General features: G+C 39.8%; 14 protein-coding genes. 6 read left to right on the plus strand and 8 right to left on the minus strand.

Annotation, left to right across the window (positions count from 1 at the left end; genetic code table 11):
• Nucleotides 1-10: 10 nt before the first annotated feature.
• Nucleotides 11-1,057, plus strand: a complete 1,047-nt coding sequence (locus ACTF6W_RS02800) for an aldo/keto reductase (protein WP_438993016.1) — start codon at nucleotides 11-13, stop codon at nucleotides 1,055-1,057.
• 14 nt (nucleotides 1,058-1,071) lie between these two features.
• Complete coding sequence (gene msrA / locus ACTF6W_RS02805; protein WP_438993017.1) at nucleotides 1,072-1,545, plus strand: peptide-methionine (S)-S-oxide reductase MsrA; 474 nt, start codon at nucleotides 1,072-1,074, stop codon at nucleotides 1,543-1,545.
• Nucleotides 1,546-1,548: 3 nt separating this feature from the next.
• Here the strand turns inward: msrA and ACTF6W_RS02810 are convergent, their stop codons facing one another.
• The 8 genes from ACTF6W_RS02810 to ACTF6W_RS02845 form a co-directional block, all read right to left on the minus strand.
• Entirely contained in the window at nucleotides 1,549-2,832 is a 1,284-nt protein-coding gene (locus tag ACTF6W_RS02810) for a putative O-glycosylation ligase, exosortase A system-associated (protein ID WP_438993018.1), read from the minus strand.
• A gap of 277 nt (nucleotides 2,833-3,109) precedes the next feature.
• Complete coding sequence (gene tdh, locus ACTF6W_RS02815; protein ID WP_438993019.1) at nucleotides 3,110-4,135, minus strand: L-threonine 3-dehydrogenase; 1,026 nt, start codon at nucleotides 4,133-4,135, stop codon at nucleotides 3,110-3,112.
• An 8-nt stretch (nucleotides 4,136-4,143) separates the two neighbouring features.
• Nucleotides 4,144-5,340 (minus strand): glycine C-acetyltransferase, encoded by a 1,197-nt coding sequence (locus ACTF6W_RS02820; RefSeq protein WP_438993020.1) that lies wholly within the window; start codon nucleotides 5,338-5,340, stop codon nucleotides 4,144-4,146.
• 77 nt (nucleotides 5,341-5,417) lie between these two features.
• Nucleotides 5,418-5,990, minus strand: coding sequence for a helix-turn-helix domain-containing protein (locus tag ACTF6W_RS02825; RefSeq protein ID WP_438993021.1), 573 nt, complete (start codon nucleotides 5,988-5,990; stop codon nucleotides 5,418-5,420).
• Between the two features lie 49 nt (nucleotides 5,991-6,039).
• Entirely contained in the window at nucleotides 6,040-6,621 is a 582-nt protein-coding gene (locus ACTF6W_RS02830; protein WP_438993022.1) for a lysophospholipid acyltransferase family protein, read from the minus strand.
• Nucleotides 6,622-6,763: 142 nt separating this feature from the next.
• Complete coding sequence (locus ACTF6W_RS02835; RefSeq protein ID WP_438993023.1) at nucleotides 6,764-8,152, minus strand: MATE family efflux transporter; 1,389 nt, start codon at nucleotides 8,150-8,152, stop codon at nucleotides 6,764-6,766.
• A 65-nt stretch (nucleotides 8,153-8,217) separates the two neighbouring features.
• Nucleotides 8,218-9,105 carry a bifunctional methylenetetrahydrofolate dehydrogenase/methenyltetrahydrofolate cyclohydrolase FolD gene (folD, locus tag ACTF6W_RS02840; protein WP_438993024.1) on the minus strand — a complete coding sequence of 296 codons (888 nt, stop codon included), beginning with the start codon at nucleotides 9,103-9,105 and terminating at the stop codon, nucleotides 8,218-8,220.
• A 9-nt stretch (nucleotides 9,106-9,114) separates the two neighbouring features.
• The gene (locus ACTF6W_RS02845) at nucleotides 9,115-9,420 is read right to left on the minus strand and encodes a YggT family protein (RefSeq protein WP_438993025.1); all 306 of its coding nucleotides are present in this window, start codon (nucleotides 9,418-9,420) and stop codon (nucleotides 9,115-9,117) included.
• Nucleotides 9,421-9,603: 183 nt separating this feature from the next.
• Here ACTF6W_RS02845 and ACTF6W_RS02850 point away from each other — a divergent pair, with 183 nt between their 5' ends.
• The 4 genes from ACTF6W_RS02850 to ACTF6W_RS02865 all read left to right on the plus strand — a co-directional run bounded on the left by ACTF6W_RS02850 (nucleotide 9,604) and on the right by ACTF6W_RS02865 (nucleotide 12,766).
• Nucleotides 9,604-9,879 (plus strand): hypothetical protein, encoded by a 276-nt coding sequence (locus ACTF6W_RS02850; RefSeq protein WP_438993026.1) that lies wholly within the window; start codon nucleotides 9,604-9,606, stop codon nucleotides 9,877-9,879.
• Nucleotides 9,845-11,719 carry a hypothetical protein gene (locus ACTF6W_RS02855; RefSeq protein WP_438993027.1) on the plus strand — a complete coding sequence of 625 codons (1,875 nt, stop codon included), beginning with the start codon at nucleotides 9,845-9,847 and terminating at the stop codon, nucleotides 11,717-11,719. The genes ACTF6W_RS02850 and ACTF6W_RS02855 overlap by 35 nt, the downstream gene beginning before the upstream one ends.
• 74 nt (nucleotides 11,720-11,793) lie before the next feature.
• Nucleotides 11,794-12,381, plus strand: a complete 588-nt coding sequence (locus ACTF6W_RS02860; protein WP_438993028.1) for a hypothetical protein — start codon at nucleotides 11,794-11,796, stop codon at nucleotides 12,379-12,381.
• A 7-nt stretch (nucleotides 12,382-12,388) separates the two neighbouring features.
• Complete coding sequence (locus ACTF6W_RS02865; RefSeq protein WP_438993029.1) at nucleotides 12,389-12,766, plus strand: hypothetical protein; 378 nt, start codon at nucleotides 12,389-12,391, stop codon at nucleotides 12,764-12,766.
• Nucleotides 12,767-12,810: the final 44 nt, after the last annotated feature.

Raw genomic sequence — 12,810 nt, forward strand, 5'->3', positions numbered from 1 at the left:
AGGATTTTTTGTGCAATACCGTACTTTGGGTAAAACCGAATTAAAAGTTTCCAATGTTTCTCTCGGAACCATGACGTTTGGACGCCAGAATTCAGAACCAGAATCACACGAGCAGCTCGATTATGCTTTTTCTCGCGGGGTAAATTTTATTGATACGGCGGAATTATATGCAGTTCCTTCCGGTCCTGAATTTGCAGGCGAGACAGAAAAAATAATTGGTAATTGGCTTAAAACCAAATCGCGCGATGATGTGATGATTGCTAGTAAGGTTGCTGGCCGCTCCAATATGGATTTTCTACGTGAAAGCCATTCGGAAACTCGTCTGAATAAGGAACAAATCACAGCCGCTTTAGAAGGAAGCCTTAAACGGTTGGATACAGATTATATTGATGTTTATTATTTACATTGGCCTGATCGTAAAATTGGATTATTTGCCGATAGCTTCGGATATGAACATCAAGAAGATCCAGGTGCCATACCGATTGAAGAAACACTTAGCATTCTTGATGGGTTTCAAAAGGCTGGAAAAATAAGACATATTGCTGTTTCAAACGAAACGCCTTGGGGCGTTATGAAATATCTTGAACATTCAAATAATGGCGTTGGTCCACGACCAACCATTATCCAAAATGCTTATAGTTTAATAAATAGATTATTTGAGCACGGATTGGCTGAAATTGCTGCACGTGAAGATATCGGGCTAGCCGCTTATTCGCCGCTTGGTGGTGGCTCGCTTACGGGTAAATATATCAATTGTGCCTTACCAAAAGGTAGCCGCCGCGAAAGGTTCCCTGGCTTTACAACCCGCTATCAGTCGAACCATACCGCAGAGGCCATTTTGAAATATGAAAAACTCGCGCGGGAGCGTGGGATATCATTAACACAACTAGCGCAAAAATTTGTCGATACGCGGCCCTTTATGACCACAAATATTATTGGCGCTACGACTATGGATCAGTTAAAAGAAAATATAGACGCATTTGAAATTGAATGGGATGATGAGTTAGAAGCGGCCGTTAATAAAATTCACCGCGAAAATCCTTCACCAGCTCCATAGGAAAGGAAATCAAAATGGAAATAGCAATTTTTGCAGCAGGATGCTTTTGGGGGGTTGAACTCAATTTCTCAAAAGTAGACGGTGTTAAAGAAACACAAGTTGGATACATCGGCGGGGATACAGAAGACCCAACCTATGAAGAAATCTGCGGTAAAACAACGGGTCATGCAGAAGCCATCGAAATAAAATATGATCCGTCGGTTATAGGTTATGAAGGATTACTTGAAAAATTATGGGAATTTCATGACCCTACGACATTAAATCGGCAAGGACCTGATCAAGGGACACAATATCGTTCTGCTATTTTTTATCTAGATGAAGTACAAAAGAATATAGCTGAAAAATCTATTGCAGCACTTGATGCTTCTGGCAAATTCCAAAACCCTGTTGTCACGTCTTTAGAAGTCGCAGATAAATTTTGGCGCGCGGAAGAATATCATCAAAAGTATCTTGAGAAAAAAGGCATAACGATTGCTTGTGTCTCTTAATACTTAGGCAATCGATAGGGCTTCTTTGCTCATTTTATTGCGAACATGATTTTCACTTTTGCGATATAGTAAGTCAGCAACAGCGGTTACAGCGATCAGGAAATAGAGAATATCAAAGAAAGCCATATTCAAGGTGAGAGACATTACCATATATCCACCTATGGCAGCTCCTAAAGCCACGGATAATTCAGCAGGTTTCGATATTTTTCCTGGTGTGCGCGTTGCTTTATGTAATTTTCTAGCCGTATGAAAAATCAAATAAAGCATGGTTAAATATATTGCTAAACCAAGATAGCGATGTTCCGCAATCATCTGGAAATATGATGAATGAATCGCTAGTGGTTCTACGTCACTAGGAATATATTTAGCGATGACCTGTGGAACGTAAATAACATCAAACCCGCCTCCAAGAAATGGGTGGTCAGTGGCAATGCGGTAAGAAGCTTTCCACATTTCAACACGCCCTTGAAATGATCCGTCTGTTTCTAACTCTGTAGACGTGGACATTCTTTCTGACCATGTATCGGCCATGAAGAAGAGCGCAACCATTCCAATTGGAACAATAAATAAGAGGGCTTTGCTGAGTTTTTTAATGTGCCAAGTATAATATAAAAATGTAGCTGTTATGGCGATAAAACCTGTCCGAGACTGCGTACCAAGAATAGCAACAGCAGAACTTAAGGCGCAAAAAATACTGAAATATCTCTCAAGTTTGTAATCTGCGTGCGAAATAAAATATAACATAAATGGAAATGTCATCGTAAGCGTTAAAGCCATTGCATTATTATCTTCAAAGAAGCTAAAGGGAGGGCCGACGACATGGTAACCGCCACCTGTAAGAAGCGTAAATATTCCGCCTTTAATGCCATAAAAACCAATCGATAAAACAAAGACTTTGAGAAAGGTGTTAATGCGTCTTTCGGTATTAAGCATAGCAAATATTAGGTAAGCCAACACAAGTATTTTCGTAAAGCTAACCCATTTTTCATAGGCCATATCAACATCAAATGCATTATATGTCGTTATGCACGTAAAGATATATAAGAAGATCACATATGTAATGAGGTAATGGTGCTTATAATCTTTAAACCCTTGCCAAAGCATATAACTGGCAAAAGTAGTCATAAAGAAATAATCAAGCCATGGCATAGTTAAGGCGAAACCATAAACATTGCTTTGTGGATACATGAATGAAATGAATCCGATTATCAAAGCCCCAATATGATATCGATAAAGGATCATAGGAAAGGCCGAGAAAAGAAAAAGAGCTAGTAATATATCTCTCACAATTAGTCCTGCTTATTTACGATTAATGTTTGCAATAGCTCTAGCATTATTATCCTAATAAAATATAAATTCCCAGAAATTTAAGGTATTATTTATAAATGTGAGATAAGTTAAGCTTATTCAATTTGATAATAAGGAATGATATAAAATGGTTAGTTTGCTAATGTTCGGAATGATATTCCTTGTGTTTTTTGTTATATATGAATCTCTCTATCAAGAAATTAAAGAAGAGAAATCTCTTAAAAAGAAGAAACAAAATAATGAATTGTAATATGGATTAGCCCCAGTCTAGGATTACTTTACCAGACTTCCCCGATCTCATTATTTCAAAAGCTTCTTCATAATCATCAATTTTATATTGATGGGTCATAACGGGACTTAAATCCAGCCCACTTTCAAGCATAGCGATCATTTTATACCATGTTTCAAACATGCGTCGCCCATAAATTCCTTTGATTTCCAATCCTTTAAATATGACCTGGTTCCAATCAATTGGTGTTTCATCTGGTAGGATACCAAGTAAAGCAATTTTGCCACCATGGTTCATAGTATTGAGCATATCTGAAAAGGCGGATGGATTACCGGACATTTCTAATCCGACGTCAAACCCTTCAGTCATATTAAGCTCACTCATTACATTTTTTGTCGATTTACGTGACACATTGATCGCACGTGTTGCGCCCATTTGTTTCGCAATGCCTAAGCGGTAATCATTGACATCTGTTATGACTACATTTCGCGCACCCACATGTTTCGCGATGGCCACAGCCATAATACCAATCGGTCCTGCGCCCGTAATTAATACATCTTCACCTACAAGGTCATAACATAAGGCGGTGTGCGCAGCATTTCCAAGTGGGTCTAATATCGCTCCGAGATCATCACTGATTGTTGGCGGTAGCGGGCAAACATTTGATGCGGGGACACTGATAAATTCCCCAAAAGCACCCGGGCGATTAACACCAATTCCGATGGTGTTGCGACACAAATGACGGTCTCCCGCGCGACATTTTCGACAATGCCCACAGGTAACATGCCCTTCCGCGGAAACACGATCACCAATTTTAAGTCCTGCGACTTCTGATCCTATTTCAACAATTTTTCCTGAAAATTCGTGACCAACGGTCATGGGAACCGGAATGGTTTTTTGTGCCCAATCATCCCAATTAAAAATGTGAATATCAGTTCCGCAAATGGCCGTTTTCTTAACTTTTATTAAAACGTCATTATGCCCAATGGTTGGTTTGTCGATGGATTCAAGCCATATTCCGATTTCGGGTTTTGATTTAACTAAGCTTTTCATAATGACACCTATTCAATGATGGAAAGTTCACGGCCAATTTTAGCAAATGCATTAATGGCGTGATCTAGTTGCTCTCGGCTGTGGGCCGCTGACATCTGCGTACGGATACGCGCTTCACCTTTTGGGACAACTGGAAAAGAAAAACCAATAACAAATATACCTTCTTTTAAAAGCCGCTCTGCCATTTCTGATGCAAGCTTCGCATCACCAAGCATGACGGGTATGATCGCATGATCTGCCCCCGCTAGTTTGAAGCCAAGATCTGTCATTTTTTCTCTAAAATGAGCGCTATTCTCTCGTAGTTTAGTCAGTAACTCACGTCGTTCTGAAAGAAGGTCAATTACTTTACATGACGTTGCAGCAATAACCGGTGCAAGAGTGTTAGAAAAGAGATAAGGCCTAGAACGTTGGCGCAACCATTCAACAACTTCAGCGGATGCGGCTGTATAACCACCTGACGCACCACCCATGGCTTTTCCGAGCGTACCTGTAATGATATCGATGCGGTCTTGAACCCCAAAATATTCAGGGGTCCCAGCACCAGTTTCGCCTGTAAAGCCAACGGCATGACTATCATCTACCATGACCATAGCGTCATATTTTTCTGCTAAATCACAAATGGCTGGCAAGTTTGCGAGGATTCCGTCCATAGAGAAAACACCATCAGTTGCAATTAAACGAAATCTGGCATCCGATGCTTCTTTAAGGCAATTTTCCAAAGCATCCATATCATTATTGGCATAACGAAAGCGTTTTGCTTTACAAAGGCGGACACCGTCAATAATACTTGCATGATTAAGAGCGTCCGAAATGATGGCATCTTCTGGACCGAGTAGCGTTTCAAAAAGACCCGCATTAGCATCAAAGCAACTAGGATAAAGAATAACGTCTTCCATTTTTAAGAATGTAGCTAATTTTTGTTCTAACTCTTTATGAATATCTTGTGTGCCACATATAAAACGGACTGAGGACATACCATACCCATATTGGTCAAGTGCGGACTTTGCCGTTTCAACGAGCGTTTTATCATTGGAAAGGCCTAAGTAGTTATTGGCGCAAAAATTAATAAATTCATTCTCATTGGATGAACTTACTTTCACAGCGGCTTGTTGCGGCGTGGTTATCACTCTTTCAGATTTATAAAGGCCTTCATCTTTTAAGGACGAAAGTTGTTCATTTAAGAAATTTTTGTAGCGGTTTGACATGACCATCTCCAATTAATTCAATATATGAATCATTAAATATAATATATTAAACAAAATGTCCAATATATTATATTTAATTATGGCGTATGAACTATTAAGAGTGCCTGAGCAGGCCATTCTTCATTATTTTTTATAAAGTGTTGGCAGTCTGCATTATATCTTGCGGTATCGCCTGCTTCTAATATTTTTTCTTCGTCTTCGGTCGATATTACCACAGAGCCACGCAAGACTGTTAAATGTTCTTGAGTGCCTTTGCTGTGGGGATCAGAATTAAGCAAGCCGCCTTTTTCCATATTAACCTCATACCATTCTACTTTTGAAACAAGATTAAGTGGACCTAATATTCGAAGTGTACAAAGGCCATCAGCACTTTGTATCTCTGGTGTTTGATGAGATTTAATGACAGTTATATTATCTCTAATATCATTTTTTTTAGGGGACGCGCCCAGCAAGTCACCAATATCAATATTCAGTGCTTCCGTTAAACTCCATAATGTGCCCACAGTAGGGTTCGTTTTATTGCGCTCTATTTGCGAGAGCATGGATTTGGACACACCGCTGCTCTCTGCTAATTGATCAAGTGTCAAATTTTTCGCGGACCTTAATTGTTTAATGGTTTTACCGATATCTGGTAATTGTTGCTGTGCCATAAATATACTTTCTTAAAAAGAAGTTCACTATATTGAACTTCTTGATGGCTTACAACATTAATTCTTCACTACGGTCCAAAAGTCGGCGCCCGAGTTCATCCATAAAATCTTCTTTATTGAGGTTTTTAGGCATCGGTTTTGAATATTCCATGATCAATTTACCGGGCCACTTGATCCAGGATTTTTTGGGCCAACAAACACCTGCATTATGTGCGGCAACAATTACATCAAGGTCAGCTCCTTTTTGATAATAATAGGCACCAGATTTTAAAGGGCGTCTTTCCCCGACCACGGTTCGTGTGCCTTCTGCAAAAATAATAAGTGGTGTTTTTTGACCTATTAAGATTTTTGCAATTATAGGTGTTTGTTTTTGTGCTTCACTTGCACCACGGTTAATAGCAATCACACCCATTTTTTTAAATACAAGATTTAATAAAGGAACGCGGAAAAGCTCTTTTTTAGCGAGTGCCGTTAAGTTAGGAGAACGTCGATAAAGGATGAGCGCGTCCATATTGCTCATATGTTTGCTGCAATAAATAAACCCTTTATCTTGGGGAATATTTTCTATGCCACGCTCTTCAATTTTAATATTAGCGACCTTTTCATACATTAAAATAATTATATCAATCATCGTGCCAATGGCGTTTCGCATCGGTTTAGGGGATTTTTTAAAGGATAATGGAACCAGCCAAAAGATTACCCCAAAGGTAATATAAAGATAAAAAAAGCTATTAAACACTATAGAGCGAATGACTATGGATAATGAGAGTTTTCTATTGTGTTGTATCATATGTTGGTTTTTTAATCATCGTTAGGTAAAAGAAACGCGAGCTTAAAAGGACCATCGACAAGAAGCTCGCATAAATAATACATTCAATCAGGCCAATGGTCTTATGATCTAATATAAATGTCAAATAATAAGCGAGTGGGATCATAAGAGCACTATAACAGATAAAGTAAAATATTGCCGGAACCCAAATATCTTGTGCACCTCTCAAGGCATTGCCTATAACGGTTTGGGCCGTATCAAGAAAGAGCATCCATACAGATAAGGCAATGAGAGGAATAGTTGCCGCAATTAAAATTGCATCGTCAGTAAATAGTCCCGCAATTACATCCGGGAAAAAATATAAAATTGCCATCATCGGGATACAAATCATACCGTTAAATGCAATACCACACAGGCCGGCTAAGGCCATGTCTTGATGATCGCCGCGTCCCATAGCAATGCCAACGCGAACGGATGTTGCCCCGGCCACGCCATAACAAATCATAAAAGGAACGCCAAAAACGGTAAACGCAATCGTTAATGCACCAAGACTGACATTACCAAGATACCCTGCAAATACATAAAGTGCAGCAAATCCAAGATGCTCTATCGTATTGGTCATACCTGCTGCATATCCAATATGTCGGTGTTTTGTCCAATCTGACCATTTTAAACTGACTTTATCAAAAATGCCGTATTTTTCCCGGTCTAATTTCATGAAAATATAAATAAACATGGCCACTGTTAAAAATGTTCTGATGATGCTGGTTGCCCAAGCAGAGCCAACCGCCCCCATAGGATCAAATCCAAGATATCCCCATACAAGAACCCAATTGAGAAAAATATTAAGCACATTGGCGATCATCATGAAGACCATTCCTGGAAGTGGACGATTAATACCTTCTAGAAAAAACTGACACCCTAACATGGCTCCTGTCATCAGAAGTCCAATGGATAGAACCTGAGCAACTTCTCCACCGCCTCTTGCAATGTCGGTGGTTTGGCCCACCATAAGCAGGATTTTTTCCCCAAATAAACAAACACTCATGCAAACAATACCAATACCAAACCCATAAGGAATGGACCGTCGTAAAATGCGTCCGCACCTCTTATAATCTTTTGCGCCATATGCGTTTGATGTGAGCACCATTGTGCCCATCATTAGACCGATTGTGGCCACGATTAGAGTTGAGCCGATCGCACTGTTGGCGATTCCTTGATAAGCTACTTCAGTTGAGGAAAAACGCGCCACCATCGCCGTGTCGACGATCCCTAAAGTCATAATCCCTAGACGTTGCATGATAATAGGCAGCGAAAGGCTAACCAGTTGCGAAAACTGCCTTTTTATGCGGATGCTATCCCATTTGCCGTAATGTGTTTCTGGTGTCGTCATCGTGCTCTCTTTACTTCATAAATAAGAGGTACACGAATTAAAAAATATAGCAAATATTATTTTGATTAGCAGTTAAGGGGCTCGTCGACCCCTGCTTGACGACAGGCGGCTGTTACCGTATTGGCAAGCAATACAGCGATTGTCATCGGGCCTACGCCGCCAGGAACCGGAGTAATGGCACCCGCTCGTTTTGATGCTTCTTCAAAGTCAACATCACCAACGAGTTTGGTTTTGCCGTCCTCTTTTTCAATACGATTGATGCCAACATCGATAACGGTTGCACCTTCTTTAATCCAGTCACCTTTAACAAGTTCAGGAACACCGACGGCAGCAACAACAATATCAGATCGCCCCACGACTTCGGCTAAATTTTTTGTGCGGCTGTGGGCTATTGTGACAGTACAGCTTTCATTGAGTAAAAGCTGAGCCATTGGCTTTCCAACGATATTTGAGCGGCCAACCACCACGGCATCAAGTCCACTTAAATTCCCCAACTTATCTTTAAGCATCATAATGCAGCCGAGTGGCGTACAGGGAACCATTCCTTTTCCGCCGGTTGCCATAAGACCTGAATTGATGACATGAAATCCATCCACGTCTTTTTCGGGCGCAATGCTTTCTATAACCGCGGCTTCGTTAATATGTTTTGGAAGCGGTAGCTGAACCAGTATGCCATGAACTTTAGGGTCGTTATTAAGCTCTTCAACTTTAGCGATAAGGTCGGCTTCACTCACATCATCATTCATAAGATGTTCATAGCTGTTCATACCCGCAGCTAAGGTCGATTTATTTTTGTTCCTGACATAAACCTGACTGGCGGGATCCTCACCGACAAGTACTACTGCGAGCCCAGGGACAAGCTTATAATTTTCTTTTAAGTGAGCAACCTTATGGGCAATATTTTCTTTTAAGTTCGAGGCAAAGGCTTTGCCGTCTATGATATCTGCAGTCATGGAAAATCCTTAATATGCAAGGCTATAAATTGCTTCAGCTATAAAACGCGCGCCAAATTCAAGTAAGAGAAAAACAATAATGGGGGAAAAGTCTAATCCACCCATGCCGCCTCCAATTAAGTTTCTAATCGGTGAAAGGATTGGTTCAAATAATTTATAAAGAGATCCATAAATCAAACTTACGAATTGGTTGTAAGCATTAATCACATTAAATGAGATCAATAAACTTAGAATAATATAAATAAATAATAAGAATTTTGCGATACCAGCAACGGTTAAAACCAAATCACCTAATATGATAGCAAAGTTACCCATTTTTAATTCCTAATATTATAATTAATAGTTTTATTTATTTAGATGTAAATGGTGTGGGCTTATCTTTCAATAGCAACTTACTGAAAATAAGAGAAATCTTAAGGAAAATACATATTTTGTTAACAATTTCTTACTATTCTATATAGTGCAATATTGCATCTGAAGAAATCAGAGATAGAAAAAGTGGTCGACTTTAATTTAATCAGTTTAAACGTGTCGTTACTCGGCAGTCAGTTTAACGCCCAAAATGGCATTGGAACGAGTTCGTTTGGAACGTCGTCTTCGACTGCATTTAATCGTGGTCCAGCTGTCATAACTCCATGGGCAGAAGAAGATGATCGATCCCTTCTGAGCCGTTATAATCAGATAAGAAGCAAAACATCATTTATTGACGAAAACACAAGCTCAGTGCGTGAAGCAGGCCTTGATCAAGATAATAAGGCTTTGTTCACTCTTTAATGCGGCTCTCAATGACTTAAAAAGAATTGCTGAATATGCGTCGGATAGTAAAACGTCATCATCGTTAATTGCAGGTTTAAGTACGCAATTTCAATCCGGTCTTTCACAAGTTGATCAATATGTCCGTGATACTGAATTGGATAAGTTGATTTTGCTGGCCGGTGAAAAGAAGTCTTTTGTGACGTCTGAAGTGGGGCTCGGTAAAGACGAACGTGATATCACGGGTAATGTCGTTGCAGCTATAAGTGCGACAACCGCAATCGTAGGACTAAATGGTGATGAAGAATTCACAATAAACATCGATACCATTTCTGATAATGATGATATCACGATTGATCTTTCAGAAATTAGCGGCACTTTATCGCTCGAAAATTTAAAAAATTTGATTAACACAAAAATCAGAGACGTCACGACTGTTAATGATGACGGTGAAACAGTAAGTAAGTATAAATCACGGGCCTCCGTTGAAGAAGTTTCAGACGGAAAGTTTGCGCTTAAGTTTGATGTTGAAGGCATTGAGAAATTATCATTTAGTGCGGCATCATCTGATCCCGCCCTAATAGTAGCGGGCTCATCTAGATCCAGTGATTTTAACGCAATTACTCAAGGAAGCCTTACAAAATATACAAATCTTGATGACGAAAACCAGAAAGAATTATTTAGTGCAGAGATTGTTGGCATCGACGCGAATGGTTTTGTTATTCCGGCAGATGCCGATGATGATAAGGCGCAAGATACGTCTTCGACAAAAGTACCTTTTAATACAGTCCCAACAGCTGTGAAAATTGATAGCCAAGGAAATAGCTTTGTTGTTGGCACCACAGAAGGTGACATTGGAGGACAAATTAATGGTGCAAAGACAAATGACGTTTTCCTGTCAAAATATTCTTCAACAGGCGATTTATTATGGTCAAGATTATTAGGCGCGAGCGATGAAGCGGAAGCGTTTGATATAGCAATCGACGCGGATGATAATATAATCATTGCTGGCAAAACAAATGAAGAATTAATTGCATCGGATGTCTTTTCAGGGACAGACAGTTTTGTCACTAAATTTTCTAATTCTGGCGAAGAACTTTGGACTAGGCAAATAGATACGATTGCGACGGACCAAGCCAATGGATTAACTGTTGATGCAAATGGTGATATTTTTATAACGGGACAAGTTTCAGGGCGAATAGATGCAACCACCACAGCAAATGGTGGCGAAGATACAACCATATTCAAATTGGGAAGTGCGAGTGGAATTATATTGGATAAGGCCCAATTTGGGGGCGCAAATAATGACATTGGTAAGCAAATCGCCATCGCGGATGATGGAAATTTACTGGTATTAACGGAAGAAGACGGTAATGCCGTTATTAGAAAATTAGATAAAGATAACCTTGATAATACATTGGCCAGCTATGATTTAGGTGACTTAAACGGTGGATCTATTTCCGATATAATTGTTGATGGAACGGATATTTACGTAAGCGGCACAACGTTATCTGGGTCAATAAATGGCGGAAATGTCATTGATGGTTACAATGGTGGTCGCGACGGTTTTATCACAAAATTAAATGATAATGGTGGTGGATTTTCCGCTGATTGGACGACTTATGTCGGCACAAGTTCCTCGGATACTGTTTCTGGAATTTCGCTATCAAACGGTTCAATCTATTTGGCAGGAACAACTTCAGGCACCTTAAGCGGTGAAAGCAAAACCGGTTTAAGCGATAGTTTTACGGCTAAAATTGACGCGACATCTGGTGCAACAATCTGGCAGCAACAATTAGGAGAGGCTTCCGGCGGATATAATGAAGGTGTGGCCGTCGCATTTTCTGAAAATGGTTCGTAATTTTAAATACACTGGGACTAGCAACGGGACTGGCTGATAACAACCAAGAACGGGATCTTGCGACACAAACGTCTTTGAGAGGAGGAGATTATTTTAGTATTTCTATTAATGGTGGTCGCGAATTAAAAGTAGAATACCGCGAGGGGGATACATTTGAAACGTTGTCTAATCGCATCAACACGTTATCTACCCGTAATTTAAAAGCCAGCGTTTCAATCGGTGAAAACGGGCCAGCGTTAAAATTAGAGGCGAAAAACGGCGCGACAGTTGATTTTATATCAGGGTCAGATGGTCGCGATGCTTTGTCAAAACTAGGACTTGAAGAACGTAATATAATTTCGCCTGAAGTTTTATTTGATTTGGGAGAAGACCAAGGGATCGATCCAGAAAAACTTGGCGGTGTTTTTGCCCTTAGATTGGATAATGGTTTTGCATTTAGCACTAAAAAAGAGGCGGAATATATTTTAACTCAAATACAAAATTCATTGAATGTCATTGAAAGTGCTAATCGTTCTCTAACATTCGATCCCATTCGTGCCCAAATTTTACAAGCGTCAAAAAATAATTTTGGGCCGGCACCAGCATATTTGCAAGACCGGTTGGCAAGATATCAAGATGGATTACAGCGCGTACTGGCTGTCAAAGGCGGCACAATAATTTAAAGGGTTTATGATGAAGTTTCGATTATTTTTTATGATAGCAATTGGATGTTTATGGAATAACTTTGTAGTTGCAGCGCCAGCACCTGAGGCTAAACCATCAGAGGAAGAAGTTAACGAATATGTTGAAATCCCGCCCATAAGCGTTGCTATGTATAATAAAAGGAAGCGTCCCGCAGGCACCATGACTGTAATGATGCAACTTAAAATTGACGATGAAAATCAGCGTGCCGTCGCGCGTAAAATTATGCCGCGTCTAAAAAACGCATATATGCAGGAAACGTTAAAACTCGCTCTTAACTTCTTTGATATTAGTCGTCCCGTAAACGCTAATATTTTAGGTCGTTCTTTACAGAATGTCACCAACCAGGTTTTAAAGCACGATTAAGCGCGCCTCTTAATAGGTGATATTGCCGTCTCAAAAAGATAAAT

The sequence above is a fragment of the Pseudemcibacter sp. genome (assembly GCF_965661635.1).
Taxonomy (GTDB): Bacteria; Pseudomonadota; Alphaproteobacteria; order Sphingomonadales; family Emcibacteraceae; genus Pseudemcibacter.

Coding starts and splice junctions, on each gene's coding strand:
- msrA (WP_438993017.1), top strand. CDS start 1,072: ATGGAAATAGCAATTTTTGCAGCAGGATGCTTTTGGGGGGTTGAACTC.
- tdh (WP_438993019.1), bottom strand. CDS start 4,135: ATGAAAAGCTTAGTTAAATCAAAACCCGAAATCGGAATATGGCTTGAA.
- ACTF6W_RS02820 (WP_438993020.1), bottom strand. CDS start 5,340: ATGTCAAACCGCTACAAAAATTTCTTAAATGAACAACTTTCGTCCTTA.
- ACTF6W_RS02825 (WP_438993021.1), bottom strand. CDS start 5,990: ATGGCACAGCAACAATTACCAGATATCGGTAAAACCATTAAACAATTA.
- ACTF6W_RS02830 (WP_438993022.1), bottom strand. CDS start 6,621: ATGATTGATATAATTATTTTAATGTATGAAAAGGTCGCTAATATTAAA.
- ACTF6W_RS02835 (WP_438993023.1), bottom strand. CDS start 8,152: ATGACGACACCAGAAACACATTACGGCAAATGGGATAGCATCCGCATA.
- folD (WP_438993024.1), bottom strand. CDS start 9,105: ATGACTGCAGATATCATAGACGGCAAAGCCTTTGCCTCGAACTTAAAA.
- ACTF6W_RS02845 (WP_438993025.1), bottom strand. CDS start 9,420: ATGGGTAACTTTGCTATCATATTAGGTGATTTGGTTTTAACCGTTGCT.
- ACTF6W_RS02865 (WP_438993029.1), top strand. CDS start 12,389: ATGATGAAGTTTCGATTATTTTTTATGATAGCAATTGGATGTTTATGG.